General features: G+C 71.9%; 24 protein-coding genes and 1 pseudogene. 11 read left to right on the top strand and 14 right to left on the bottom strand.

From position 1 onward, the window contains the following. Positions 1–10: 10 nt before the first annotated feature. Positions 11–328, bottom strand: a complete 318-nt coding sequence (gene clpS / locus AB0M97_RS10845; RefSeq protein ID WP_365960447.1) for an ATP-dependent Clp protease adapter ClpS — start codon at positions 326–328, stop codon at positions 11–13. A gap of 167 nt (positions 329–495) precedes the next feature. Here clpS and AB0M97_RS10840 point away from each other — a divergent pair, with 167 nt between their 5' ends. Together AB0M97_RS10840 and AB0M97_RS10835 are read left to right on the top strand one after the other, a co-directional pair. Then, complete coding sequence (locus AB0M97_RS10840; RefSeq protein WP_365960571.1) at positions 496–1,836, top strand: nicotinate phosphoribosyltransferase; 1,341 nt, start codon at positions 496–498, stop codon at positions 1,834–1,836. A 119-nt stretch (positions 1,837–1,955) separates the two neighbouring features. Then, positions 1,956–2,543 (top strand): nicotinamidase, encoded by a 588-nt coding sequence (locus tag AB0M97_RS10835; protein WP_365960446.1) that lies wholly within the window; start codon positions 1,956–1,958, stop codon positions 2,541–2,543. Between the two features lie 36 nt (positions 2,544–2,579). Here the strand turns inward: AB0M97_RS10835 and AB0M97_RS10830 are convergent, their stop codons facing one another. Together AB0M97_RS10830 and AB0M97_RS10825 are read right to left on the bottom strand one after the other, a co-directional pair. Continuing rightward, positions 2,580–2,954, bottom strand: coding sequence for a hypothetical protein (locus AB0M97_RS10830; RefSeq protein WP_365960445.1), 375 nt, complete (start codon positions 2,952–2,954; stop codon positions 2,580–2,582). 121 nt (positions 2,955–3,075) lie between these two features. Continuing rightward, positions 3,076–5,418 (bottom strand): immune inhibitor A domain-containing protein, encoded by a 2,343-nt coding sequence (locus tag AB0M97_RS10825; protein WP_365960444.1) that lies wholly within the window; start codon positions 5,416–5,418, stop codon positions 3,076–3,078. 381 nt (positions 5,419–5,799) lie between these two features. On the opposite strand from AB0M97_RS10825, the gene AB0M97_RS10820 reads away from it, so the two are divergent. Beyond that, a complete protein-coding gene (locus AB0M97_RS10820; protein ID WP_365960443.1) occupies positions 5,800–6,042 on the top strand; it encodes a hypothetical protein in 243 nt (80 codons plus the stop codon). Between the two features lie 20 nt (positions 6,043–6,062). Here AB0M97_RS10820 and AB0M97_RS10815 read toward each other — a convergent pair whose 3' ends face one another. Both AB0M97_RS10815 and AB0M97_RS10810 read right to left on the bottom strand, forming a co-directional pair. Further along, positions 6,063–6,782, bottom strand: a complete 720-nt coding sequence (locus AB0M97_RS10815) for an RDD family protein (RefSeq protein WP_365960442.1) — start codon at positions 6,780–6,782, stop codon at positions 6,063–6,065. An 89-nt stretch (positions 6,783–6,871) separates the two neighbouring features. Continuing rightward, entirely contained in the window at positions 6,872–8,671 is a 1,800-nt protein-coding gene (locus AB0M97_RS10810; RefSeq protein WP_365960441.1) for an RDD family protein, read from the bottom strand. Positions 8,672–8,931: 260 nt separating this feature from the next. Here AB0M97_RS10810 and AB0M97_RS10805 point away from each other — a divergent pair, with 260 nt between their 5' ends. After that, complete coding sequence (locus AB0M97_RS10805) at positions 8,932–9,405, top strand: SsgA family sporulation/cell division regulator (protein WP_365960439.1); 474 nt, start codon at positions 8,932–8,934, stop codon at positions 9,403–9,405. A 26-nt stretch (positions 9,406–9,431) separates the two neighbouring features. Here the strand turns inward: AB0M97_RS10805 and AB0M97_RS10800 are convergent, their stop codons facing one another. Together AB0M97_RS10800 and hppD are read right to left on the bottom strand one after the other, a co-directional pair. Then, positions 9,432–10,847, bottom strand: coding sequence for an FAD-linked oxidase C-terminal domain-containing protein (locus tag AB0M97_RS10800; RefSeq protein WP_365960438.1), 1,416 nt, complete (start codon positions 10,845–10,847; stop codon positions 9,432–9,434). A gap of 128 nt (positions 10,848–10,975) precedes the next feature. Further along, positions 10,976–12,124 (bottom strand): 4-hydroxyphenylpyruvate dioxygenase, encoded by a 1,149-nt coding sequence (hppD, locus tag AB0M97_RS10795; RefSeq protein ID WP_365960437.1) that lies wholly within the window; start codon positions 12,122–12,124, stop codon positions 10,976–10,978. A gap of 126 nt (positions 12,125–12,250) precedes the next feature. Here hppD and AB0M97_RS10790 point away from each other — a divergent pair, with 126 nt between their 5' ends. From AB0M97_RS10790 to AB0M97_RS10760, 7 genes and pseudogenes are all read left to right on the top strand, one after another. After that, positions 12,251–12,730, top strand: coding sequence for an Lrp/AsnC family transcriptional regulator (locus AB0M97_RS10790; RefSeq protein WP_365960436.1), 480 nt, complete (start codon positions 12,251–12,253; stop codon positions 12,728–12,730). Between the two features lie 47 nt (positions 12,731–12,777). Next, positions 12,778–13,425 (top strand): ABC transporter permease, encoded by a 648-nt coding sequence (locus AB0M97_RS10785; protein ID WP_365960435.1) that lies wholly within the window; start codon positions 12,778–12,780, stop codon positions 13,423–13,425. Then, positions 13,418–14,680 carry a betaine/proline/choline family ABC transporter ATP-binding protein gene (locus AB0M97_RS10780; RefSeq protein ID WP_365960434.1) on the top strand — a complete coding sequence of 421 codons (1,263 nt, stop codon included), beginning with the start codon at positions 13,418–13,420 and terminating at the stop codon, positions 14,678–14,680. The genes AB0M97_RS10785 and AB0M97_RS10780 overlap by 8 nt, the downstream gene beginning before the upstream one ends. Further along, positions 14,677–15,507 carry an ABC transporter permease gene (locus AB0M97_RS10775; RefSeq protein ID WP_365960433.1) on the top strand — a complete coding sequence of 277 codons (831 nt, stop codon included), beginning with the start codon at positions 14,677–14,679 and terminating at the stop codon, positions 15,505–15,507. Before AB0M97_RS10780 ends, AB0M97_RS10775 begins: the two co-directional genes overlap by 4 nt. After that, positions 15,504–16,466: a glycine betaine ABC transporter substrate-binding protein gene (locus tag AB0M97_RS10770; RefSeq protein WP_365960432.1), complete on the top strand. Its 963-nt coding sequence runs from the start codon at positions 15,504–15,506 to the stop codon at positions 16,464–16,466. Before AB0M97_RS10775 ends, AB0M97_RS10770 begins: the two co-directional genes overlap by 4 nt. 4 nt (positions 16,467–16,470) lie before the next feature. Further along, a pseudogene (locus AB0M97_RS10765) lies at positions 16,471–16,668 on the top strand (hypothetical protein); the annotation flags it as partial. Between the two features lie 205 nt (positions 16,669–16,873). Then, the gene (locus AB0M97_RS10760; RefSeq protein ID WP_365960570.1) at positions 16,874–17,380 is read left to right on the top strand and encodes a MarR family transcriptional regulator; all 507 of its coding nucleotides are present in this window, start codon (positions 16,874–16,876) and stop codon (positions 17,378–17,380) included. A gap of 9 nt (positions 17,381–17,389) precedes the next feature. Here the strand turns inward: AB0M97_RS10760 and AB0M97_RS10755 are convergent, their stop codons facing one another. From AB0M97_RS10755 to AB0M97_RS10725, 7 genes are all read right to left on the bottom strand, one after another. Continuing rightward, positions 17,390–18,568 (bottom strand): PP2C family protein-serine/threonine phosphatase, encoded by a 1,179-nt coding sequence (locus AB0M97_RS10755; RefSeq protein ID WP_365960431.1) that lies wholly within the window; start codon positions 18,566–18,568, stop codon positions 17,390–17,392. A 13-nt stretch (positions 18,569–18,581) separates the two neighbouring features. Then, complete coding sequence (locus tag AB0M97_RS10750) at positions 18,582–20,396, bottom strand: GAF domain-containing SpoIIE family protein phosphatase (protein ID WP_365960430.1); 1,815 nt, start codon at positions 20,394–20,396, stop codon at positions 18,582–18,584. Then, positions 20,393–21,469, bottom strand: a complete 1,077-nt coding sequence (locus AB0M97_RS10745) for a SpoIIE family protein phosphatase (protein ID WP_365960429.1) — start codon at positions 21,467–21,469, stop codon at positions 20,393–20,395. Before AB0M97_RS10745 ends, AB0M97_RS10750 begins: the two co-directional genes overlap by 4 nt. After that, positions 21,466–21,909 (bottom strand): anti-sigma regulatory factor, encoded by a 444-nt coding sequence (locus AB0M97_RS10740; protein ID WP_365960569.1) that lies wholly within the window; start codon positions 21,907–21,909, stop codon positions 21,466–21,468. Before AB0M97_RS10740 ends, AB0M97_RS10745 begins: the two co-directional genes overlap by 4 nt. Beyond that, entirely contained in the window at positions 21,909–22,328 is a 420-nt protein-coding gene (locus tag AB0M97_RS10735; RefSeq protein ID WP_365960428.1) for an STAS domain-containing protein, read from the bottom strand. Before AB0M97_RS10735 ends, AB0M97_RS10740 begins: the two co-directional genes overlap by 1 nt. Beyond that, entirely contained in the window at positions 22,325–23,224 is a 900-nt protein-coding gene (locus AB0M97_RS10730; RefSeq protein WP_365960427.1) for an STAS domain-containing protein, read from the bottom strand. Before AB0M97_RS10730 ends, AB0M97_RS10735 begins: the two co-directional genes overlap by 4 nt. Positions 23,225–23,350: 126 nt before the next feature. Next, on the bottom strand, positions 23,351–24,523 hold the full coding sequence (locus tag AB0M97_RS10725; protein WP_365960426.1) for a PP2C family protein-serine/threonine phosphatase: 1,173 nt from the start codon (positions 24,521–24,523) through the stop codon (positions 23,351–23,353). Between the last annotated feature and the right edge of the window lie 189 nt (positions 24,524–24,712).

Here is a 24,712-nt window from a genome sequence, read left to right as displayed (position 1 = left end):
GGCGTGCTCGCTACTTGCGGTCCTGCTGGAGGGTGGCCCACAGGCCGTAGCCGTGCATGGCCTGCACGTCGCGTTCCATCTCCTCGCGGCTGCCGCTGGAGACGACCGCCCGGCCCTTGTGGTGGACGTCGAGCATGAGCTTGGTGGCCTTGTCCTTGGAGTAGCCGAAGTACGTCTGGAAGACGTACGTCACGTAGCTCATGAGGTTGACCGGGTCGTTGTGGACGATGGTGACCCAGGGGACGTCCGGCTCGGGTACGGCGAACTGCTCCTCCGCCGACTCGGTGCGTTCGATCTCTAGGGGTGCGGGTGACGTCACATGGCCCATGCTGCCACCGCAGGGGGGTGGGGACACAAATGGACGGCCCGGGGGTACGTGACCGGGACCACGCGCCGCACAAATCGTCAGAGTGACGAGATGGGGGTACGATCCTTGCCATGAACACAGCGGACCTTGGGCTGCCAGACGAAGCAGGACGCGAAGCGCTTCCGCAGATGGGCGGTGGCGGGCGACGGGTGGGTGTCCCGTCCACGGCGCTCTTCACGGACCAGTACGAGCTGACGATGCTCCAGGCCGCGCTCAAGGCGGGCACGGCCGGGCGGCGCAGCGTGTTCGAGGTCTTCACCCGGCGGCTGCCGGAGGGACGGCGCTACGGCGTCGTCGCCGGCACCGGGCGCGTCCTGGACGCCGTGGAGAACTTCCGCTTCGACCCGGGCGTCCTCGGCTTCCTGCGCGAGCGGCACGTCGTGGACGAGCAGACCCTCGACTGGCTCGCCGGCTACCGCTTCTCCGGCGACATCTGGGGCTACCCGGAGGGCGAGGTGTACTTCCCGGGCTCGCCGATCCTGCGGGTCGAGGGCTCCTTCGCCGAGTGCGTGCTGCTGGAGACCGTGATCCTGTCGATCCTCAACCACGACTCGGCGATCGCCGCCGCCGCCTCCCGGATGTCCTCCGCCGCGGGCGGGCGCCCCCTGATCGAGATGGGCGCCCGGCGCACCCACGAACTCGCCGCGGTCGCCGCGTCCCGGGCCGCCTACGTCGGCGGCTTCGCCTCCACCTCCAACCTCGCGGCCGGCTTCCGCTACCACATCCCCACCGTCGGCACCTCCGCCCACGCCTTCACCCTGCTGCACGACAGCGAGCGCGACGCCTTCCGCGCCCAGGTCGACTCCCTCGGCCGGGGCACGACGCTGCTGGTCGACACGTACGACGTCGCCGAGGCCGTCCGTGCGGCCGTCGAGGTCGCCGGGCCCGAGCTGGGCGCCGTGCGGATCGACTCCGGTGACCTGCTGCTGGTCGCGCACCGGGTGCGCCAGCAGCTGGACGAGCTGGGCGCCCGGGACACGAAGATCATCGTGACCTCGGACCTGGACGAGTACGCCATCGCCTCGCTGGCGGCGGCGCCCGTGGACGCGTACGGCGTCGGTACGCAGCTGGTCACCGGCTCCGGGCACCCGACCGCCTCGATGGTCTACAAGCTGGTCGCGCGCGCCGCGTCCGACGACCCCAAGGCCCCGCTGGTGCCGGTGGCGAAGAAGTCCAGCGGCGGCAAGACCTCCGTGGGCGGCCGCAAGTGGGCCGTGCGGCGACTGGACGAGGACGGCATCGCGCAGGCCGAGGTGGTCGGCACCGGTCCGGTGCCCGACGAGCCGGCCGGGCGGCCGCTGCTGGTCGAGCTGGTCCGGGGCGGCGAGGTGGTCCGGCGCGAGCCGCTGGACACCGTCCGGGACCGGCACGCGGCGGCCCGCGCCAACCTCCCGCTGTCCGCGACGCAGCTCTCCCGCGGGGAACCCGTCATTCCCACGGAGTACGCGCACGGACCCTCGGGTAGCTGAGCGGGTGCCGACCCGCCCCCGCCCGCCCCCTCCCCTGCCGGACCCGAAGTCAATAGGCTCGGTACCCCACCGGCCGGGCCCGCTCCCCACGCCGAACCCACAGCCGAAGGACACCGACCATGCGCCGCGCCTTGATCGTCGTAGACGTGCAGAACGACTTCTGCGAGGGGGGCAGCCTCGCGGTGTCCGGCGGTGCCGACGTGGCCGCCGCCATCACCGAGCTGATCGGGCAGGCGCCCGCCGTGTACCGGCACGTGGTGGCCACCCGCGACCACCACATCGCGCCCGGCGGGCACTTCGCCGACAACCCCGACTTCGTGCACTCCTGGCCCGCGCACTGCGTCGCCGGGACGGAGGGCGTGGGCTTCCACCCGAACTTCGCCCCCGCGGTCGCCTCCGGTGCCGTCGACGCCGTGTTCGACAAGGGCGCCTACACGGCCGCGTACAGCGGCTTCGAGGGCACCGACGAGAACGGCGTGCCGCTGGCCGACTGGCTCAGGGCCCGGGAGATCGACGAGGTGGACGTGGTGGGCATCGCCACCGACCACTGCGTGCGGGCCACCGCGCTGGACGCGGCGCGGGAGGGCTTTCGCACCCAGGTCCTGCTGGACCTGACCGCCGCAGTGGCCGCGGAGACCACCGAGCGGGCCCTGGAGGAGCTGCGCGAGGCGGGCGTGGAACTCTCGGGCAAGCCCGTCGTCCAGTAGCCCCCGACCGCCCGGCCACCGGGCTGGTCCGGGGCGCTACACCCGCCCGGCGGCCGGCCGGCCCTGCGGCTGGGGCTGCTGAGCCGGGCGCCTGAGCAGGGCCCGGATCGGCTGCCACAGCTCCTGCGTCAGATCGGCCCCCGGGACGACCCCGCCGTCGGGAGCCGTGCGCCATATCAGGCCGTCCGGATGGTGCAGTACGGCCGTGATCTCGTCCGGGGACGGCGGGGCGGCGTTGCCCCGCAGGTAGACGGCGCGCAGACCCAGGTTGCGCAGCCGGGTCAGGGCCCGCGCCCGGTTCTGGGCGTGGACGAGAACGCGCACGGCGGGGCCGTCGGCGGCGGGGCTCGGCAGGTTCATCGCGACCACCACCGTGCCGTTCGGCAGCTTGCAGAAACCTCCTGCGGCCATGCGGTCACACCCCCGTGCTGTCCGGTGTCAATAAGGGAATCACAGGACGCACCTAAACACGATCGGCGGCAACCCGCCAGGGGGGTGCCGCCGATCATGCCGTGACCTGCAGAAATGCTGTTTACTTCACCGCGGGGCCGACCTGGACCGAGATCGTGGAGCCGTTCCAGGCCTCCTTGACGATCTTGATCTTGGTGTTGGTGTCAGTGATCTTGACGCCCGCCCTCGGGTTCGACGCGTCGTAGTAGGTGTTCGTGTGGTCGTTGAAGACCGGCACGCCCTTCGCCGACGGGATCGTGGTCGGGACGTCCGCCTTGTGCAGCGTGATGCCGTCCGTGGCGTACAGGCTGAACGGCGAGTCGTAGGACTGGATGCGGTTGCGCATCAGCGTGCCGTCCGACCACTTCAGCGGAGCCGGGTGCGCGTCGACCGGCAGCAGCAGACCGGTGCCCGGGTGCTGGCTGGTGTTGTTGTCCGCCTGGGAGGTGTCCCACTTCCAGATCAACAGACCGTTCTGGTACGGGTAGTGCTCCACCCAGTCCGGACGGGTCGTCGAGAAGCCGAAGTTGTACGGGCCGACCTTGAGGGTCTTGTCGTACGAGACGTACTGGCGGTTCTCGGCGATGTAGTACTGCGCGTAGTCGTTGCTGAACGACGCGCCGATCCGGGAGAAGCCGTTGGCCGTCCAGGCCGCGTCCGCGCTCTCGGCGTTGTCCGTGAACAGCGCCGCGCCGTCGGCGGTGACGGTGATGCGGTCGGCCGCGAAGCCCTTCTGCGCGACACCGCCGTCCGTCTGGTAGCGGAAGCGCAGGTCGATCTTCTTGCCCGCGTAGGCGTCCAGCGAGTAGGCGAGCGGCTGGTAGCCGTCGACCGTGCCGGTCAGCGCCGGCTTGCCGCTGCCGTCGCGCGGGACCGGCCGGCCGTCCACCGTGCCGTCGAGGGCGGTCCAGTTGGCGCCGCCGTCGGTCGACACCTCCGCGTAGAGGTAGTCGTAGTCGGCCTCGATGTCGTACCAGCCGTCCAGGGTGAGGGCGGCCGACGCCTTGCCGGTCAGGTCGACCGAACGGGTCAGCGTGTTGCGCAGGTCGTCACCGCTGCCGCTCCACCACTGGGTCTGGCCCTCGGCGGGCACGACCACCTCGGTGGTGACCCGCTTCTCCGGCAGCTCGACGACCAGCGCCTGCTTGTTCTTCGTCTGGTACTCCGCGAGACCCAGCGTGTGGCTGGACCTGGTCGCGGCCTTGGCCACGTCGTAGTCGAGCCAGCCCAGCTGGAGCTTGTCCCAGGCGGTCATGTCGCCCGGCATGTCGCCGATCTCGTTCTTGCCGGTGCCGAGCCAGGAACCGGACGACATCAGCGTCCAGAACCCGGTGGAGTTCTCGCCGCCGTTGGTGTCGTAGTGGTCCGGCAGACCGAGGTCGTGGCCGTACTCGTGGGCGAAGACACCGAGGCCGCCGTTCTCCGGCTGGATGGTGTAGTCGCCGACCCAGACGCCGCTGTCACCGATCTGCGTGCCACCGAGCCTGTTGCCGTCGGGGCCCGTGGCGCCGGCGTCGGTGCCGAAGGCGTACCAGCGGTGCGCCCAGATGGCGTCCTCGCCCTGCGCGCCGCCGCCCGCGGACTCGTCCTCGCCGGCGTGCACGATCTGGAAGTGGTCGATGTAGCCGTCGCGCTCGTTGAAGTCGCCGTCGCCGTCGTGGTCGTAGCGGTCCCACTGGTCGTACTCGGCGAGCTGCGCCTTGATCTCGGCGTCGGTCTCGCCGGCCGCCTTCTGGGCCTCGACCCAGGCGGTGACACCGTCCTGCACCGCGTACCAGGCGCAGTTGTCGGGGTCGCACTTGTTGGAGCCGTAGCGGGCCTCGTTGTAGGGGACCTTCACCCAGTCGGAGACTTCGCCGTCGATGGAGTAGCGGCCCGAGGACTGCTTCTCGTAGTACGTCTTCATCGAGCCGGCGCCGGAGCCGAAGTACAGCTCCTGGAAGTGCTCCCGGTTGTAGTCCGCCTTCCAGGCGGTGCTGTTGTCCTTGGTGCGGTCGGGCTCGGCGATCTGGTTGTGCAGCGGGCCGGGGGTGCCGCCGTAGCGGCTGTCCACCTTGTCGCCGAACTCGACCAGAATGGTGAAGATCTTGTCGGTCTTCTCCCGGCCCAGCTCGACGAACTTGCTGTCACCCTTGCGGCTCGGGAGCTCGACGACCTTCGAGCCGTCACGCTCCTTCACCTGGGCGTCGCCGGATATGACCCGGTTGAGGGCCTCCTGGCGCTGCGCCGCCCGGGTCTTGCTCAGCGGTCCTTCGAGGTCGTGCTCCGCCATCCCCTTGGCCGGCTGCGGGTCGTGCCGGTCCACGTTCGCGGGACGGGCGGCCGAGTCGGCCTGTGCCACGGCGAACACCGAAAGGGTGGTGGACGCCGCCGCGAATGCCACACCGATCGCGGCGGCTCTGAACGTCCAGGTTCTACTGGTCACTTGATGTCCTCCCCCGCGTTCGCGCGCGCGGGAGGGAGGTCCGGGGGTGGAGGTTCCGCGGGCGCGTGATCAACGCGTGTAGTCAAGTGACGACATTTGACTGCAGGTTTCGCAGAAAAGACAGGCCTTGACTTGAACAGTTCAAGTGCACTATGCGAAGCGACTGTCCGGTTTGCGGACACTCGCCCCTGACTCGTATCGGACTCGGCGCGGCGTCGAACGGGCGCGCGAGTCCGTCCACTTCGTGGACGGTGTGACTCCGTGCGCCCCCCATGCTCCGGCACTGTTGGTTAGGTCACGCTTACTGTCGGCCCGCCTCGGGCATGCAGGCGAATAGAGTCGAGAAACGACGCCTCCCCCGCTTCCGAGGACACGATTGCCATGCCTCGTCCGACCGTCGCACAGCTCGCCTACGGTTCCTGCACCGTGATCTTCTCGACGCTCGCCATGCTGCTGCTGTCCCAGGCCGGTTCGGCCCCGGCGATCGCCGTCATCGCCGTCACGGCACTCGCGCTCGGGCTGCTCGTCGCCATGACCGTCCCGCGGCCGAAGCCGGCGTCCAGGGCCGCCCGGCCCCTGACGCAGTCCGGGTCGGCACCGGAGCGGGAGCGGCTCGCCGCCTAGGGCAGCGCCGCCGCGCCGCCTCAATCGGTGCTGACCACTACCGTTTTGGCCGCCTTGTCGTGCAGGCCCTGTTTGTAGGGTTTGTCGAAGTAGCTCCAGCCGCCGGAAATCAGCGTCCAGATGCAGGCGCAGCAGAAGGCGAACGGGATCCACAGCACCAGCGCCCGGATCAGCGCGCTCTGCACGGAGGGCGTGGAGCCGTCGGCCAGGTTGGCCACCCGCATCTTCAGCAGCTTCTTGCCCAGCGTCTGCCCCGTCCTGGCGGTCAGCAGGGTGTCGTACGCGATGTAGAGCACGGCCGCGACGAGGGACTGCCCGAAGGACTTGCCGACCTCGATCTCGTCACCGTTCACGTCGTACTCGTCCACACCGAACGCCAGGGTGAGCAGCCAGACGACGACACCGACGAGGATCATGTCGATGATGCGGGCCAGCGTGCGTCTGCCGCTGTCCGCGAGCGGGGGCATTCCGGCGAGCGGGTCGCCGGGGTGGCCGCCGCCGCCGTAGGGGTCACCGCCGTAAGGACCGGAGCCGCCGCCGTAGGGGCCGCCGCCGCCCGCGCCCGGACCGCCGTACGGTCCGCCGCCTCCGTAGGGGCCGCCGCCCGGCCCCTGGCCGCCGTAAGGGCTTCCGGTGCCCGGGTACGGCGGCGGCCGGCCGCCGGGCGGTGGGGGCTGTTTCCTGAACGGGTCCTCCTCGGGCGGCTGCTGACCGGAGCCGGGGGGCGGTTCGCTGCTCATGGCCCGAGTCGACCGCGAACCCTCCGGCCCCGCATCCGGCGCGCGGCCGTCCGGAGTACCGGATTGTCCGGTACGGCCGCCTTGTGCCGTCAGCCCGCGACGAACGTGTGCGCGGCCTTGTCGTGCCAGCACTGCCGCCACGGCTTGTCGAACAGGCACCACAGCACGCCCACGACCCCCACGACCAGCAGGCCCGGCACCGAGTAGACCAGCCAGCGGCGCAGGGCGGCGCCGAACCCGGGGGCGTCGTGGCCCTCGATGTCCCGCACCTCAAGGCCCAGCAGCCGCTTGCCCAGGGTGCGGCCCCACTTGGCGGTGGGCAGCACCTCCAGGACGACGCCGGCCAGCAGCAGCACCGCGAGGACGATGCCGAGGTGGACCGACGTGGTGCCGTCGAGCAGCCAGACCGTGACGGTCTCGCCGCTCAGTCTGGCCGCTTCGATCTTCCGGTCGACGTGGTCGACGGCCCGCGCTCCGAGCGGCACGGCGGCCACCGCGGTGACGGCGCCGAGCACGACGGTGTCCAGCAGCCGTGCCGCGAGCCGCTTGCCGAGGGGCGCCGGGCGGGCGGCCGTCTGCTGCCGGACCATCGCCTGGAACGGGTCGTCGGCCGGGGGGCGCCAGGGCGTCACGGGCTGCTGCTCGTCACCACCGGCACCCGCGAGCCGGTGCACCTGCTGCGCCCACGACGACTGACCGCCACCGGGGCCGCTGGTCAGCGGAGTCGGGGCGGCGGGGGCCGGGGCGGCTGCGGCGACGGCTGCGGCAGGCGTCACGGGGGCGGCCTGGGCTGCCGGGGCGACTGGCTGGGGTGCGGGGTGGTGTGGCGGGGCCACCTGTTGCGGGAGCGCGGGGGCCACTTGGGGCCTGACCGCGTGAGCCGCCTGCGGTGTGAGCGCCGGGGTCACCTGCTGCGGGCCCGAGGGAGGGACTTGCTGCGGACCCGACGAACCAACCTGCTGCGGGCCCGAAGGAGCGACTTGCTGCGGGCCCGAGGGACCCACCTGCTGCGGGCCGGGGGGAGCCACCGCGGCCGAGCCCTGGGCGGCGGCAGCGTGAGCGGAGGGCGAACCCTGGGCACCGGCCTGCGGGGCGGCGGCTTGAGCGGCGGGCGAGACCTGGCCGGCGGCCTGCCCGTCGGCAGCGCGGCCCGCGGCAGACTGCCCGGCGCCGAAGCCGGGAGCCCCCGAGCCGTCACCGGTCGCCCGTCCCCCCTGCTGTCCCACCCGGGCAGGGGCCGGGCGGAAGGTCATCGTGCCCTCGTCGGCGCGCGTGGGACCAGACGTCTGGCCCCCGGGCGCCGGGCTCACCGCACCGGCGCCGGCCGCACCCGCGACAGCCGGGCCGTCGGGCGTCGCCGCACCCGTACCGCCGCTGCCGCCCGCGGACGCCGCCGTAGGCCTGCGGAAGACGAACGTGCTGCCCGAGTCGCCACCGTCGAAGTCGCCGCCGGACGCGCCCTCGGCAGGCGAGGAGCCCGACGCGGACCCGGCTTCGCCCCCGTGCGCCACCCGCGGGTCCGCCCCCTCCGGGGACCCCCATCTCACCCGGCGTTCCTGGTCCGCGCCGAGGCCGGCCTGGCGGGAGCGGTCGGCGGTCCACGCGGACGCCGGCTCGGGCCCGCCGCCGTGCCGGGCGTCCTCGGCGGCGGCCGGGCCGTCCACCGGGTCCTCGTCGAAGAAGTGCGGGCCGGTCTCCTCCACGGCGGGCGGTGCCGGGCGCACCCCGGGCGGCGGGGCGAGGTGCTCGCCCTCCTTGGGGGCCGGACGGCTGGTGCCCGGTACCCAGGCGGTTCCGTTCCAGTACCGGACATATCCAGGAATGGACGGGTCCGGGTAATACCCTTCGCGGGGCCTGTCGTCGCCGGGTGCCGGGGTTGGGGCGCTCATGTCCGTCGTCCCGTATCTGCTCGGGGTCGTCTGGGGGCCTCCACATCTATCAGACCGGTGCGGCTCCCAGGGCCCGTCCGGCCGTACCCACCCCTTTCCGGGCATCGGCGCACCGGAATGTTCACGGGAGGCGCGGCGCCGGAAAAACTTGCCCCGACCCGCGTAATGCTCCGCGTCCGGCCCGCTCTCTCCTCGTGCGGGCGCACCGACGGCCTCCGCAGCACGTCCTGAGGAACCCTGAGGAGAGAGGAACGCACGCCATGCACCCCACCGTGGTCGAGCGGGAACTGGAGCTCCAGCTCGTACTGTCGCCGGAGCGCAGCATCCCGGTCCCGGCGCTGCTGAGCTACTACAGCGACGACCCGTACGCGGTCCACATCACCTTCCACATCGACTCCGACCACCCCGTGGACTGGACGTTCGCCCGTGAGCTGCTCGTGGAGGGGGTGTTCCGGCCGTGCGGGAGCGGGGACGTGCGGGTGTGGCCGGCCAAGGCGGCCGGCCGCGACGTCGTGCTCCTGGCGCTCGGCTCCCCGGACGGGGACGCCCTGCTCCAGGCCCCGGCGGCGCAGGTGTCGGCCTGGCTGGAGCGCACCCTGCGGGCGGTGCCCCCGGGGTCGGAGGGCGACCGGCTCGGCCTGGACGGCCTCCTGGCGGAGCTGCTCGCCCCGATCCCCGACGACCTGTGGACACACGGCCCGTGGCCGGCGGACGAGTCCCAGGACGGGGAGTGAACCCCACGCCAGGGGTGGACCGCAGGTCAGAAGAGCTTGCCCGGGTTGAGGATGCCGAGCGGGTCGAAGGCGTGTTTCACGGCCCGCTGCATCTCCATGCCCACCGGGCCGAGTTCGCGGGCCAGCCACTCCTTCTTCAGCACGCCGACGCCGTGCTCGCCGGTGATCGTGCCGCCGAGTTCCAGTCCGAGCGCCATGATCTCGTCGAAGGACTCGCGGGCGCGCCGGGACTCGTCGGGGTCCCGGGCGTCGAAGCAGACGGTGGGATGGGTGTTGCCGTCACCGGCGTGGGCGACGACGCCGATGGTCAGCCCGTGCTTGTCGGCGATCCGCTCGACGCCCTCGATGAGGTCGCCGAGCCTCGACCTGGGCACGCACACGTCGTCGATCATCGTCACGCCCCGGACGGCCTCCAGGGCGGGGAGGGACAGCCGCCGCGCCTGGAGCAGCAGCTCGGACTCGGCGGCGTCCTCGGCGGGGACCACCTGGCCGGCTCCGGCGGCCTCGCACAGCGCGCCGAGGGCGGCGAGGTCGGCGGCGGGGTCCGGGGTGTCGAAGGCGGCGAGCAGCAGCGCCTCGGTGGTGTCCGGCAGGCCCATGTGGGCCAGGTCGTTGACGGCCCTGACCGTCGTACGGTCCATCAGTTCGAGGAGTGACGGGACGTGCCCGCCCGCCATGATGCGGCACACCGCGTCGCAGGCCGCGGCGGCCGACGGGAACTCGGCGGCCAGCACCAGCTGCTGGGGCGGCTTCGGCCTGAGCGCGAGCACGGCCCGTACGACGATGCCGAGGGAGCCCTCGGAGCCGACGAACAGCCGGGTCAGGTCGTATCCGGCGACGCCCTTGGCGGTGCGCCTGCCGGTGGACATCAGACGGCCGTCGGCGAGGACGACGTCCAGGCCGAGGACGTACTCGGCGGTGACGCCGTACTTCACGCAGCACAGGCCGCCCGAGGCCGTGCCGATGTTGCCGCCGATGGTGCACATCTCCCAGCTGGAGGGGTCCGGCGGGTAGGAGAGGCCGTGTTCGCCGACGGCGCGGGAGAGGGTGGCGTTGATGACGCCCGGTTCGACGACGGCGACGCGGTCGACCGGGTTGATCTCCAGGATGCGGTCCATCCTGGTCAGGGACAGCACGATGCAGCCGTCGGTGGCGTTGGCCGCGCCGGACAGGCCGGTGCGGGCGCCCTGCGGGACGACCGGGACGCGCAGCTCGGTGGCGGTGCGCATGACGTGCTGGACCTGTTCGACGGTGCGCGGCAGGACGACCACGGCGGGGGCGCCGGCCGGGCAGAAGCTCGCCATGTCGCGGGCGTAGGACGCGGTGACGTCGGGGTCGGTGAGGACCGCCTCGGCGGGCAGGGCGCCGAGCAGCCGGTCGACGAGGCCGCCGGTCGCTGCCGTGCCGCCGTCGGGGGGCGCTTCGATACGGCTCATGATCACAGGTTCGCACCCGTGGCCATCGGTGTGAAGCCCGCCGGCGGCGGCCGTGCCGGGGTGTGGCCGCCGTCCCGTTCCTCACCGCCGGGCGGGGCCGCGACGCGCGGGCCCGCCCGGCCGGCGGGCGGGTGTCAGAGGTTGCCGCGCCGCGCCTGCTCGCGCTCGATCGCCTCGAACAGGGCCTTGAAGTTGCCCTTGCCGAAGCCCATGGAGCCGTGCCGCTCGATGAGTTCGAAGAACACGGTCGGGCGGTCCTGGACCGGCTTGGTGAAGATCTGCAGCAGGTAGCCGTCCTCGTCGCGGTCGGCGAGGATCTTCAGCTCGCGCAGCGTGTCGATCGGCACGCGCGTCTCGCCGACCCACTCGCCGAGCGTGTCGTAGTACGAGTCGGGCGTGTCCAGGAACTGCACGCCGGCCGCGCGCATCTGGCGGACGGTCTGCACGATGTCGTTGGTGTTCAGCGCGATGTGCTGGACGCCGGCGCCGCCGTAGAACTCCAGGTACTCGTCGATCTGGGACTTCTTCTTGGCGATGGCGGGCTCGTTGATCGGGAACTTGACCTTGAGCGTGCCGTCGGCCACCACCTTCGACATCAGCGCGCTGTACTCGGTCGCGATGTCGTCGCCCACGAACTCCTTCATGTTCGTGAAGCCCATGACCTTGTTGTAGAACTCCACCCACTCGTTCATGCGGCCGAGTTCGACGTTGCCGACGCAGTGGTCGATGGCCTGGAAGGAGCGCTGGGCGGGCGGCTCGACCATCGGGGAGGCGGCGACGTAGCCGGGCAGGTAGGGGCCGTCGTAGCCGCTGCGGTCGACCAGGGTGTGCCGGGTCTTGCCGTAGGTGGCGATCGCGGCGAGGACCACGGTGCCGTGCTCGTCCTTCAGCTCGTACGGCTCGGCCACCGAGCGGGCGCCCTGTTCGACGGCGTACGCGTACGCGGCGCGCGCGTCGGGCACCTCGATGGCCAGGTCGATGACGCCGTCGCCGTGCTCGGCCACGTGCTCGGCGAGGAAGTGGCCCCAGGGGGTGGAGGGCTTGATGACCGAGGTGAGGACGAACCGGGCGGAACCGCTCTCCAGCACGTAGGCGGCGGTCTCCCGGTTGCCGTTCTCCGGTCCGGAGTAGGCGACCAGCTTCATGCCGAAGGCGGTGGAGTAGTAGTGCGCGGCCTGCTTGGCGTTGCCCACGGCGAAGACGACCGCGTCCATTCCCTTGACCGGGAAGGGGTCGTCCTGCCGGGCGGTCGTGTCGGGAGTGTGGTGTGTGGTCTGCGTCATAACCGCAGGCTGCCCCGCACCCGCAAGATGCGCAATAGTTCGCTTTTTCACTGGGCAATCCGCCCAGTGCGACCGCCGCTTCGGCGGACTTTCTGTGCAGGGTGACCACCCCGGGAGGCGTACGCGATGGCGATTGATCATCTGGACGGGCGGATCATCGTGCTGCTGGCGCGCGAGCCGCGCATCGGGGTGCTGGAGATGTCCCGGCGGCTGGGGGTCGCCCGCGGCACGGTCCAGGCGCGCCTTGACCGGCTTCAGTCGAACGGAGTCATCCGCGGCTTCGGCCCCGAGGTGGACCCGGCGGCGCTCGGCTACCCGGTCACGGCGTTCGCCACGCTGCAGATCCGGCAGGGCCAAGGCCCGGACGTGCGGGCCCACTTGGCGTCCGTGCCGGAGGTGCTGGAGCTGCTGACCACGACCGGCAGCGGGGACATGCTGTGCCGCCTGGTGGCCCGCTCGAACGCCGATCTTCAGCGGGTGATCGACCTGGTTGTCGGTTTTGATGGCATCGTCCGGGCCTCCACGGCGATCGTCATGGAGAACCCCGTTCCGCTGCGGATCATCCCGCTCGTGGAACAGGCTGCGGAGGACCGGCGGCGGACCTGACGCAGACCGTGTCCCTCGGGCACGGCCCGGAGCCGGGGTGAGCGGATGTGAATTTCTGGGAGTACGTGAGCACCCGGCACCAGCAGCTGCTCGCCGACGCCTACCAGCACGCCGGTGCCGTGTTCCAGTGCATGGTCGTGGCGACACTGCTCGGCGTCCTGATCGGTGTCCTCACCTACCGCAGCGAGTGGGCGGGCAGCCTCGCCACGACGGCCACCGCGACCGTCCTGACCGTCCCGTCCCTCGCCATGATCGGCCTGCTCGTCCCGGTCGTGGGCCTCGGCGTGCCGCCGACGGTGGTGGCGCTGACGCTGTACGGGCTGCTGCCGGTGGTGCGCAACGCGATCGTCGGGCTGCGCGGCGTCGACCCGGCGCTGGTGGACGCGGCCCGCGGCATCGGCATGTCCCGGGCGGCCCGGCTGCTGCGCGTGGAGCTGCCGGTGGCCTGGCCGCCGATCCTGACCGGCATCCGGGTCTCGACGCAGATGCTGATGGGCATCGCGGCCATCGCGGCGTACGCCTCCGGGCCCGGCCTCGGCAACGAGATCTTCCGCGGCATCGGCTCGCTGGGCAGCAAGAACGCGCTCAACCAGGTGCTCGCCGGGACCCTCGGGATCATCGTCCTCGCCCTGCTGTTCGACGCCGCGTACGTCCTCGTCGGGCGGCTGACCATCCCCAGGGGGATCCGTGCCTGACACGAACGGCCACCGCGGCGCGACCGGCGCCACGATCGAGCTGGACAACCTGACCAAGCGCTACAAGGGCAGCGCGCGGCCGGCCGTGGAGAGCGTCACCATGGAGATCCGCGCGGGCGAGACGGTCGTCCTGGTCGGGCCGTCGGGCTGCGGGAAGTCCACCACGCTGAAGATGATCAACCGGCTGATCGAGCCGTCCGGGGGCCGGATCCGCATCGGCGGCGAGGACGTCACCCACATGGACCCGGTGAAGCTGCGCCGCAAGATCGGCTACGCGATCCAGTCGTCCGGCCTCTTCCCGCACATGACCGTCGCCCAGAACATCGCGCTGGTGCCGGGCATGCTCGGCTGGCCCAGGGCCCGCGTCCGCGAGCGCGTGGCGGAGATGCTCGACCTGGTCGGGCTGGACCCCGGCGAGTTCCACGGCCGCTATCCGCGTCAGCTGTCCGGCGGGCAGCAGCAGCGGGTCGGCGTGGCGCGGGCGCTGGCGGCCGATCCGCCGGTGCTGCTGATGGACGAGCCGTTCGGCGCGGTCGACCCGATCACCCGGGACCACCTCCAGGACGAGCTGATCCGGCTCCAGCACGAGCTGCACAAGACGATCGTGTTCGTCACCCACGACTTCGACGAGGCGATCAAGCTCGGCGACCGGATCGCCGTCCTGCGGGAGCGCTCGCACATCGCGCAGTTCGACACCCCGGAGGCGATCCTCACCAACCCCGCCGACGACTTCGTCTCCGGTTTCGTGGGCGCCGGGGCGGCCCTGAAGCGGCTGAACCTGACCCGCGTACGGGACGTGGAGATCACGGACTACCCGACGGTGACCGTCGAGGACCCGCTCCAGGCGATCTTCAACCGGCTGCGGTCCAGCGGCAGCAACGAGATCCTGCTGCTCGACCGGCGCGGCCGGCCCTACAAGTGGCTCAGACGCGGGGACCTGATGCGCGCCAAGGGGTCACTGGCGCGGGCCGGGACACTCGTGCAGGACACGGTGACCCGGGACGCCACCCTGCGGGACGCGCTGGAGGCGGTGCTCACCGACAACGCGGGGCGGGTGGCGGTGACCGGGCGGCGCGGCGAGTACACGGGCGTCGTCGACATGGAGACGCTGATCAACTCCGTGCACGAGATGCTGGAGGCCGACCGCCTGGAGGCCATGGAGGCCCAGCACGAACTGCGGCGGACCAGGGCCCGGCAGACGCACGTCGAGCAGGAAGGCGCGGACAACTGGGACGGCGGGGAGGCGAAGGCGTGAGCACCGCTCTCCGCACCCCGCCCGGCAGTGGGCCCGAGGCGTTCGAGGACGACGACGAGCCGCGCACTCCCCCACCGCGCCGCCCGGCCCGGCGGATCCCCTGGCAGAAGCTGACCTTCCTGCCCGTGGTGCTGATCGCGGTGCTGCTGGCGACCTGGCTGTGGTTCCGGCAGGCGGACCTGGACGCCATCTCGGAGAACGCCCTGTCGGGCGGGCAGGTGTCCAAGGCGCTGTGGCAGCACATCGAACTGACGGTGATCTCCACGTTCTTCGTGCTGGTCATCGCCGTCCCGCTGGGCATCCTGCTGACCCGCCGCGCCTTCCGCAGGGCGACGCCGGTGGCCATGGCGCTCGCCAACACGGGCCAGGCGACCCCGGCGATCGGCCTGCTCGCGCTGCTGGTGATCTGGCTCGGCACGGGCAGAAGGGCGGCCCTCATCGGCATCATCGCGTACGCCGTCCTGCCGGTGCTGTCCAACACGATGGCGGGGCTGCGGGCGAACGACCCGACGCTGCTGGAGGCGGCACGCGGCATCGGCATGTCCCCGCTGGGCGTGCTGACCCGGGTCGAGCTGCCGCTGGCGGTGCCGCTGATCCTGGCGGGCGTCCGTACCGCCCTGGTCCTCAATGTGGGCACGGCGACGCTGGCGACGTTCGGCGGGGGCGGCGGCCTCGGCGTCCTGATCACGACCGGCATCACCAACCAGCGGATGCCGGTGCTGGTGCTGGGCTCGATCCTCACGGTCGTCCTGGCGCTGCTGGTGGACTGGCTGGCGTCGCTGGCCGAGCTGGTACTGCGGCCCCGGGGTCTGGAGGCGGGGACATGAGACGCGGCTGGCCGCTCCTGGCCGGGGCGCTGCTGCTGGCGTCCGGCTGCGGGCTGACGAGCGGCTCCCCGATGGTCGACGACGTCTCCCCCGGCTCGGTCGGCCGGGGCGAGCCGCTGAAGGGCGTCGACCTGACGGTCACCTCCAAGGAGTTCAGCGAGCAGCTGATCCTCGGCGCGATCATGGGCATCGCCTTCGAGGCGGCCGGCGCGAACGTCCTGGACCGCACCGGCATCCAGGGCTCGATCGGCTCGCGCGAGGCGGTGCGGACGGGGGCCGCGGACGCCGACTACGAGTACACCGGCACCGGGTGGATCAACTACCTCGGCAACACCGAGCCGCTGCCCGACCCGCGCGAGCAGTGGGAGGCGGTGCGGGACGCGGACCGCGAGAACGGCGTGACGTGGCTGGAGCCGTCGCCCCTGAACAACACGTACGCCCTGGCGATGAACCAGGACACCTTCAGGAAGTACGGCACGAAGACGCTGTCGGACGTGGCGGCGCTGGCGAAGAGGGACCCGGGCGCGGTGACGCTGTGCGTGGAGAACCAGTTCGCCAACCGCGCGGACGGGCTGCCCGGGATGGCCAGGAAGTACGGCATGGACATCCCGGCGGGGAACGTCACGCAGATGGACACCGGCATCATCTACACGCAGGTCGCGAAGGGCAGTTGCACCTTCGGCGAGGTCTTCACGACCGACGGCCGCATCAAGTCGATGGACCTCGTGGTGATGGAGGACGACAAGAAGTTCTTCCCGAACTACAACGCGGCCCCCATGGTCCACACCAAGACCCTGAAGAAGCACCCGGAGATCGCGGAGATCCTCGCCCCCATCACCAAGAGGCTCGACAACTCGGTGGCCCGGACCCTGAACGCGAAGGTGGACGTCGAGGGCGAGGACCCTCATCAGGTGGCACTGGACTGGCTGGTGGAGGAGGGGTTCGTGAAGGAGGGGTGAGGACGAACGCTGCTTCAACCGCCTCAAGCAGTCCCGCGCTATCGCCACCCGCTTCGGCAAACTCGCCGACCGACACCGGGCCGGAGTCCACCTCGCCTCGCTCGTCCTGCGGCTCCGCGCACCCAGCCAAGATCGTTCGTCGGGCAAGACCCAGGGGCGGGTCTCGTCGCCGCAGAGCGGGCGGACGTCACGGTCGCCCTGACCGTGGGTGTGGGTGGTGAGCCGGCTGTTGAGTGTGCGGATTCGGTTTCCGAGGCCGGTGCCGTGGTACAGAAGGGAGCGCTCTGGCGTGTCGCCTGGTCCTACGATGGCTCGACTGGCGGTGCGTGTCCGGCGGGTCTTCGGATACCGCGTGAGAGTAAGGGCCGGATCCGTATGAGCAGAACTTCACCGAAAGTGATGCGTTGGTGACTCGTCTCGGCGGTCCCGGAGACGACCGGGCGAGTGGACCGGGCGAGGATGTCCTGGCCCTCGCGCGGGAGATCGGCGACGCGGTGGACGGGCTTGCGGACTTGTGGGCGGGCGCCGCGCAGGGGGCGCGGCTGCGGCTGCCGCCGCAGCAGTTGCGGGCGCTGCGCATCCTGGAGTCCGCGCCGGGGATGAATCTGACGGCTCTGGCGGAGAGAATGGAGCTGGGGATGCCGGCGGCGAGCCGGCTGTGTGACCGGCTGGAGGCGGCCGGTCTGCTGGAGCGGATGCTTCACCCGCGCAACCGGCGTGAGGTGCGACTGGAACTCACGGGTCCGGGCCGGCAGATCCTCGAAGAGGTGGCTGCCCGCAGGGCCAAGGCGCTGGCCGCGGTGCTCGCCGCCATGGACCCGAACGCACTGGAGGCGCTGTCCGGGGGCATGCGCGGCTTGGTGCGGGCTCAGAGGGCTGCCGGTCGAGGTCCGGGCCGGCGGCTGTCGCCGTGACCGTGCTCGTCAGCCGTGGTGGCCGTTCCAGTCCAGGCAGACCACGGCGGCATCCGACAGCAGGTCTTTGCTGCCGTAGTGCTCGACCAGCCCGGCGACGACCGCGCGTGCCGCCTCGTGGGGTTTCGTGGTGCGGGTGGCGCTGAGGATCTGACGCAATGCCCGCTCGCCGAACAGATCTCCTGTCGCGGAGCGGGTGCCGTGCACTCCGGTGCTGACCACGATGAGCCGGTCACCGGGCTCGACGTGGAACGTCTGTTGTGTGTAGGGAGTCTCTTCGAACATGCCGAGCGGCAGCTGTGCCTCCAGCTCGATGCGCTCGGTACGGCCGTCGCGCTGGCGGAACAGCTGGGGCGAGCCGGCGTCGACGGCGGCCACCGTGCCGGTGGCCAGGTCGAACTCCAGCAGCAGCGTCGAGGCGTACGCCTTGCCGCCGTACTGGGCGAAGACGGCCTGGTCGGCGAGGACAGCCTGGTCGGCGAGGCCGATGCCGGCCCGGCGGGCGTTGCGCAGGGCGGCCACGGCGAGGCTGGTCAGCAGCGAGGCGTCGATGCCCTGGCCCATCCCGTCGGTGACGGTGAGGACGAGACGGTCCGCGCTGGTGGACCAGTCGTAGTTGTCGCCGCCGATGGCGTAGGCGGGCTCCAGGTGGGCGCCGATGACGTATTCCGCGCGGGAGCAGCCGCGCCCGGGCAGGAGCTGCCACTGCATCTCGGCAGCGAGGGTGAGACGGCGAGTGCGGCGGGCCTGGAGGTAGAGGTCGGTGTCCTGGCCGACGGTGGCGACCTCGTGGCCCAGCGCCGTGGCGAACTCCGCCAGCGCCAGCACGGTGTCCGGGTCGGCCGCCCGCGCCGGCAGACGTACGGTGAGCACGCCCAGGCGGTCGCCGCGCACTGTGATCGGGAGGTGCACCAGGTGGCCGTCGGTCTCGCGGAGGACTTCGACGACGGGGCTCTGGTCGGTGAAGGCACGGCCCGCGGGACCGTCGTGAGCGGAGACCGCGGGGCCGGTGTGGGGCAGGTGGGAGACGGGTTGCAGCACCGTCAGGCCGTAGTCGGCCAGCAGGACGGTCAGCCCTCGGGCCCCGAGGCCCTCGGCCAGCAGCCGGCCCGCAGTGGCGACCAGAGCATGGGGCGGGACGGCCCGCAGCCGGGCCTCGGCAGACGCGAGCAGATCAAGGGCATTCACGGTACTCGCCTTCTCAGCCGGGGGTTTCCACGCTACTGCGCTGCGCGCTGCTGCGGGCGGGGATGTCTGTCGTCAGGAGGCGGTTGGGCTGCGGAGCGTGCCCCTGCCCGGCCGGTGCCGGTGTGTGGCACAGCAGGAGGCATACGTCGTCGTCGTGGTCGGAGTCGTGCAGGAGGGGCGTGAGCAGGGCTTCCGCGGCCGTGTCGAGGTCTTGTTCCATCTCGGGGGTGCGCAGTGCGGCGAAGGCGCGGGTCAGGCGTTGTATGCCGGGGTCGATACCCGCCGTTCGCCGTTCGACCAGGCCGTCGGTGTAGAGCATCAGGGAGGAGCCGGGCGGCAGGTCGATGTCGCGGTCGGCGTAGGTGTGGTCGACGGGGACGCCCAGCATGACTCCCGGGCGGGCGTCCAGGACGCGCACGGTGCCGTCGGCGTCGCGGACGACGGCGGGCGGGTGGCCGGCCGACGCCCATTGCGCCTCGTGGGCGCCCGGCCGGATCCGGACGACGAGCGCTGTGGCGTACAGGTCGGGCTGCAGGTGGCGGAGCATGCGGTGCAGGCGGGTGAGGATCTCGCCCGGGGAGGTGTCGTCGACGGCGTAGGCGCGCAGGGCGGTGCGCAGTTGGCCCATGACGACGGCGGCGTGCAGTCCGTGGCCGGTGACGTCTCCGATGACGGCGAGCAGGCTGCCGTTGGGCTGGAGGAAGGCGTCGTACCAGTCGCCGCCGATGTTGAGCCCTTGGGTGGCGGGGAGGTAGCGCGCGGCCAGGAGCAGGCCGGGTACGGCGGGCAGGTCGGTGAGCTGGGCGTGCTGGAGGGCTTCGGCGGTGTCGCGGGACTGCTCGTAGCGGCGGGCGTTGTCCAGGGCGATGCCGACGCGGCGGGCGAGTTCGATCAGCATGATGCCGGTGTCGGGATCGAAGCGGGGCCCGGGCGCGGTGAGGGTGAGGACGCCCAGCGGGCGGTGTGCGCCGAGCGGGATGGCCAGCAGCGGCCGTTGCGGGGAGAGGGCGGAGGGCGGCAGGTCGCTGGTGCCGGGCAGGCCGGCCGGGTGGGGGCCGGCGTGCTGAGGGCGGCCGGTGCGGGCGGCGACCACCGTGGGAGTGGCATGGCCGCGTGCCGCGTGCCCGGGGGCGTCTTGCTCGTCGAAGAGCCAGACGTCGACGCGCTCCGCGTAGTGGGGCACCAGCAGATCGGTCAGGCGGTGCAGGATCGCGGTGGGGCTGAGGGAGGACGTGATGGCGGCGCTGGTGTCACCGAGGAAGGTGAGCAGGCGCCGGGCCCGCTCGGCTTGGGCGCGCGCGGTTTGTTCTGCTTCCAGCAGTTGGCGTTGGGTGAGGGCGGCGGCCTCGAGCTCGGAGTGCAGTGCCAGGACGCCGTTGTTGGTGTGGTGCAGTTCCTGCCGGTGCATCCGGACGAGGCCTTCCTGCTCCTGGAGCAGGTTCACCACCGCTGCGGTGTCCTCGTCGGCGCGCAGGAGGGCGTCGGGCAGCGGGGTGCCGGCCGGGTCGGGCGTCGTGGCGGGCGGGTGCGGCAGGGGGCAGGTGAGCAGCGGGCCGTCGTCCGGGGTCGCGGCAGTGGGGTCGTCCGGTTGCAGCCGGACGTCGAGCCGGTCCCCCTGGGCGGTTGTGTTGTGCCGCTGGTGGAGGTGCAGTTCCCAGGTGCCGCCGTGGTCCAGGCAGCGGCGCAGCCGCGCGGTGAGCGTGGTGAGGAAGCATGCCCGTTCCCGTAGCGGGGTGTGGGCTTCGGTGGTGATCGTGCCGATGGCGGCGCGGGCGCGGGCCGCGTCGGCGGTCGAGGTGATCTTCCAGACCTGGGGGGCCGGGGTCATGCGTGACCGTCCGCACGGTCGGGGGCGAGGACGGCGACGGTGGCGTCGTCGCGCAGGGGGCGGACGGCGCTTGCGGCGTCCCGGAGGATGACGGCGGCGGTGACGGCCGGGTCGTGGACGAGGAGCCGGGGGTCGTCGGGTGGTGCCCAGCGGCTGGGCAGTCCGTCGCTGTGCAGGACGAGCAGGCTGTCCGGCCGCCAGGGCGCGTGCTGGACGGGCACGGTGGCGGGGAAGTAGGCGCCGACAATGCCGGGGTGGGAGAGCAGGTGCCGCCAGTCGTCGCCGGTGCGCAGGCGGGCGCCGATGTTGCCGACTCCGGCGAAGGAGAGCCGGCCGGTGTCCTGGTCGAGCTGTGCGACGGCGATGGCCGCGCCGCGCGTGGGCCGCAGTGCGGTGTGCAGGTGCCGCAGGAGGTCGGCCGGTGCGAGTGCGGCGTTGTGGCGCAGTTCGTGTACGGCGGTGGTGGAGGCCTGTGCTGCTTTCGTTCCGTGGCCGAGTCCGTCGGCGAGCAGCAGTGTGAGCAGGGAGCCGGACGCCGTCCAGGCGAAGGCGTCACCGGAGTGTTCGGCGTGGGCGAGGGAGGTGGTGATGCCTCCGGCGCGGGCGCCCGTCCGGGGTGGTGCGGGCCGGGAGGAGGACGTGCCGGGCGGTTGGTCGGGCCGTATGTGTGCCACGGCGACGGTGCCCGTGCCGGGCCGGCTGTGCAGGTCGAAGTCGCTGGAGATCCGCAGGCAGGTGCCCAGGCCCGCGCCGAGGGAGGAAGGTGCGGTGGTGGAGCCGTCCCGCAGGGCCGCGGTCACGTCGGTGATGCCGGGGCCGTGGTCGAGTGAGGCGATCTGCACGCAGGGCACGGGGGTCTGGGTGGAGGTGTCGATGGGGGCGGTCAGGTTGATGACGATGTAGCCCCCGTTGGCGTGTCTGACGAGGTTGGTGGCCAGTTCGGTGGCGACCAGTGCCGTGACCGCCGTGGAGTGGGCGTCCAGGCCGAGGTCGGCGCAGGCCGCCTCCGCGGCGACGCGGACGTCGCGGACCCGGGTGGAGTCCTGTACCGGGATGTCCCAGACCCTGCTCATGGCGTGCTCGTGCGTGGGGCGGGCGGGGCGCAGATCCAGTCGGTGATGGTGACGGTGGTGCCCTGTCCGGGGCGGCTGTCGAGGACGAATTCCTCGACGAGCCGCTTGGATCCGCTGAGGCCAAGGCCGAGGCCGCCGCCGGTGGTGTAGCCGTCCGTCATGGCCGCGTCGATGTCGCGGATACCGGGGCCGGAATCGACGAACGACAGCCGCAGGCCGCGGGCGTGTCCGTACTCGAGCGGTGTGATCTCCGCGTGGCCTCCTCCGCCGTGGACCAGGGTGTTGCGGGCCAGTTCGCTGGCGGCGGTGACCAGTTTCGTCTGCGCGACGAGGCCGAAGCCGAGGGCGGCAGCGTCGTGGCGGACCTGTTGGCGCACCCGGGCCAGGTCCGCGTCCGAGCCGATGGGCAGCCGCGTGGTGCGGTCGGGCGGGGCATGCATCACGCGCCCCCCTCCGGGTGGCCGGCCGGGGCCGGTGAGGAAGCGCAGCCCAGCAGGGACAGCGCGCTGTCGGTATCCAGGGCCGTGATCAGGCCGGGCAGGGAGAGCCCCAGCTCGACCAGGGTGATGGCGACGGCCGGACGCATCCCGGCCAGGACGGTCCGGGCGGCCAGCAGGCGGGCGGTATGGGAGATCTCGGCCAGGATCCGGCCGAGGTAGGAGTCGACGATCTCCACCGCGGAGATGTCGATCACCACACCTCGCACCGGGATCGGGCTGTGGGCGATGCGGTCGGCGATGTCGTGCTGGAGTTGCTCGGCCGTCCGGTCGTGCAGTTCTCCCTGCAGGGTGACCAGCAGGACGTCTCCGAGGGCCAGGACGGGAACCGTGCTCGCCGGAGGGGGCGGGAAGGAGGTCACCGGGGACTTGCCCCTGGGACGGGGCGTGGTGAGACGACGATGCCCTCCTGGGTCAGCGCGTAGGCCAGGGCGTCGGCCAGCCCTGTCCGGGTGAGGATCGTTCCCAGGTCGATACCGAGGTGGACGATGGTCTGCGCGATCGCCGGCCGGATCCCGGAGACGATGCACTCGGCGCCCATCAGCCGGGCCGCGGCCACTGTCTTCATCAGGTGCTGGGCCACGAGCGAGTCGACCGTGGGCACGCCGGTGATGTCGAGAATGGCGTAACGGGCGTGCTGGGCGACGATCGCCTCCAGCAGGTTCTCCATGACGACCTGGCTGCGGGCACTGTCCAGGGTGCCGACCAGCGGTACGGCGACGATGCCGTCCCACAGTTTGATGACGGGGGTGGCCACCTCCATGAGCTGCTCGCGCTGTCGGCCGATCAGTTCCTCGCCCGCGTTCACGGTCGTCTCCATCACCACCAGGCGCAGCGTTCCCAGCAGGATGGTCAGGGCGAGGGCGCAGGCGTGCGCCCGCTCGCCGGCCGCCTCCTCGAACTCGGCCCGCAGCAGGGCCGCGGCCGGTTCGCGCAGGACGGCGACCTCGCCGGCGATCTGGGCAGGGCTGGAGCCGGCCCGGGTGCGTGAGGCGGCCATCCGGCCCAGCTGGTCGCGGACGGTGTCGAAGCCCGGCGCCCGGACGTCTTCCAGGCGCCCGGAGCGGGCGACCTCGGCGAGGGCGTCCACCACGGCCTTGCACGCTTCGACGGCCTCGTCGCGGGAGACGGTGAAGACGGTGCGGAACAGGGCGGTATCGGCCCACCGCTGAGCTATCTGCTCACGCCGCTGTTCCAGGAAGCCGCCCAGCTCCCGCGCGTCCTCGGGGCCCAAATCGCGCTGTTCCGCCACGTGCATCGTCTCCCTGTTGCCGGCTCGGCGGCCCACCGGACGGCAAGCCATCAGGCAATTATTGCCACATGGCAAATATTAGCGCGAGGAATGTGAGCCGAACAACACACGATTGTCACGTGCGCACGGCGATCACTGGCCCCGGGTCCTCCCCCGCCAGTCCAGACACACGATCAGCGCGTCGTCCTCGGGCCTGGCCCCGGCCCGGTGGCCGGTCAGCTCCCGCAGGATGGCACCCGGCACCTCCGCGGCCGGCAGCAGGCGGGTGGAGTGGATCGCCCGCGCCAGGGCCGCCTGCCCGTACGCCTCTCCCCTGGGCGAGGCCACCGCGTGGACCCCATCGCTGACGAAGACCAGCCGGTCACCGGGCTCGACCTGGAAGTGCTGCTCCACGTAGTCCGTCTCCTCGAACATGCCCAGCGGGAGCTGGTCGTCGAAGGCGACCTGTTCCACCGTGCCGCCGCGCAGCCGCAGCAGCTGGGGGGAGCCCGCGTCCACCACGCTCGCCCGGCCGGTCGCCAGGTCGAAGTCGAACATCAGGACGGACAGGTAGCAGCGTCCCCGGTAATGGGCGTAGACGGCCTGGTCGGCCAGGGCCGCCTGGTCGGCGAGACCGATGCCGGCCCGCCGGGCGTTGCGCAGCGCGTTGATGGCCAGGTTCGTCAGCAACGACGCCTCGATCCCCTCGCCCATGCCGTTGGTGACGTAGAGCATCAGGTGATCGGCCGTGGACGACCAGTCGAAGTTGTCACCGAAGATCGCGTAAGCGGGTTCCAGCTGGGCCCCGAGGTCGTATTCGGGGCGCGAGCAGGAGCGCCCGGGCAGCAGCTGCCACTGCATCTCGGCGGCCAGGGTGAGCCGGTCCTTGCGCCGGGCCTGCAGGAACACGTCCGTGTCGCGCTCGGCCACGACGACCTCGTGCCCCAGCACATCGGCGATCTCAGCCAGCTCGGACTCGTACCCGCGCGCGGCCTCGGCCGCAGGCAGGGTGACGGCCAGGACGCCCAGCCGGTCGCCGCGCACGCTGACCGGCAGATACAGGCATACCCGGCCGTCCCGCAGCTCCTCGCGGTACGGCTGCTGGGAGCCGAAGGCCCGGCCGGCCGGGCTGTTGTGCACCGGCACCGGCTCCACGGTGTGCGGCAGCACCGTCACCGGCTGGAGCACGCTCAGCCCGTAGTCGGCCATGAACAGCTCGACACGGTCCGCGCCGTACTGGTCCGCCAGCACGGTACGGGCGGCGTCGAGCAACGCGTGGGGAGCCGCCGTCCGCAAAGCGCGTTCAGCGGCTTTGAATCTCTTCACTATGGGGATACCAATCTTCCGCCGGACCGAGCGCCGCCCGCGGAGCCGAAGCGCCCGCTCGAGCCGCGTCCCCTGCCCGTGCCATCCTTAGCCGACGCCTGCGCCTAGTACGCTGACGGCCATCCCAGTGCCTGCGAGAGTGTGAATGTGACTGCCTTCCGCCGCGGCCCTGAGCCCGAAGAGGTCGCA

Source organism: Streptomyces sp. NPDC051207, assembly GCF_040682395.1.
In the GTDB taxonomy this organism is placed as follows: domain Bacteria; phylum Actinomycetota; class Actinomycetes; order Streptomycetales; family Streptomycetaceae; genus Streptomyces.
Note: the sequence above shows the minus strand (reverse complement) of the source record. Positions and strands in the feature narration are given on the sequence as shown.

Bases quoted from the DNA above. Each gene is read 5' to 3' on its own strand.
- AB0M97_RS10840 (WP_365960571.1), top strand. From the start codon at position 496: ATGGGCGGTGGCGGGCGACGGGTGGGTGTCCCGTCCACGGCGCTCTTC.
- AB0M97_RS10750 (WP_365960430.1), bottom strand. From the start codon at position 20,396: ATGACCCCGGCCCCCCAGGTCTGGAAGATCACCTCGACCGCCGACGCG.
- AB0M97_RS10830 (WP_365960445.1), bottom strand. From the start codon at position 2,954: ATGGCCGCAGGAGGTTTCTGCAAGCTGCCGAACGGCACGGTGGTGGTC.
- AB0M97_RS10730 (WP_365960427.1), bottom strand. From the start codon at position 23,224: ATGCACGTGGCGGAACAGCGCGATTTGGGCCCCGAGGACGCGCGGGAG.
- AB0M97_RS10835 (WP_365960446.1), top strand. From the start codon at position 1,956: ATGCGCCGCGCCTTGATCGTCGTAGACGTGCAGAACGACTTCTGCGAG.
- AB0M97_RS10815 (WP_365960442.1), bottom strand. From the start codon at position 6,782: ATGAGCAGCGAACCGCCCCCCGGCTCCGGTCAGCAGCCGCCCGAGGAG.
- AB0M97_RS10770 (WP_365960432.1), top strand. From the start codon at position 15,504: ATGAGACGCGGCTGGCCGCTCCTGGCCGGGGCGCTGCTGCTGGCGTCC.
- AB0M97_RS10745 (WP_365960429.1), bottom strand. From the start codon at position 21,469: ATGAGCAGGGTCTGGGACATCCCGGTACAGGACTCCACCCGGGTCCGC.
- AB0M97_RS10805 (WP_365960439.1), top strand. From the start codon at position 8,932: ATGCACCCCACCGTGGTCGAGCGGGAACTGGAGCTCCAGCTCGTACTG.
- AB0M97_RS10790 (WP_365960436.1), top strand. From the start codon at position 12,251: ATGGCGATTGATCATCTGGACGGGCGGATCATCGTGCTGCTGGCGCGC.
- clpS (WP_365960447.1), bottom strand. From the start codon at position 328: ATGGGCCATGTGACGTCACCCGCACCCCTAGAGATCGAACGCACCGAG.
- hppD (WP_365960437.1), bottom strand. From the start codon at position 12,124: ATGACGCAGACCACACACCACACTCCCGACACGACCGCCCGGCAGGAC.
- AB0M97_RS10740 (WP_365960569.1), bottom strand. From the start codon at position 21,909: ATGCATGCCCCGCCCGACCGCACCACGCGGCTGCCCATCGGCTCGGAC.
- AB0M97_RS10810 (WP_365960441.1), bottom strand. From the start codon at position 8,671: ATGAGCGCCCCAACCCCGGCACCCGGCGACGACAGGCCCCGCGAAGGG.
- AB0M97_RS10820 (WP_365960443.1), top strand. From the start codon at position 5,800: ATGCCTCGTCCGACCGTCGCACAGCTCGCCTACGGTTCCTGCACCGTG.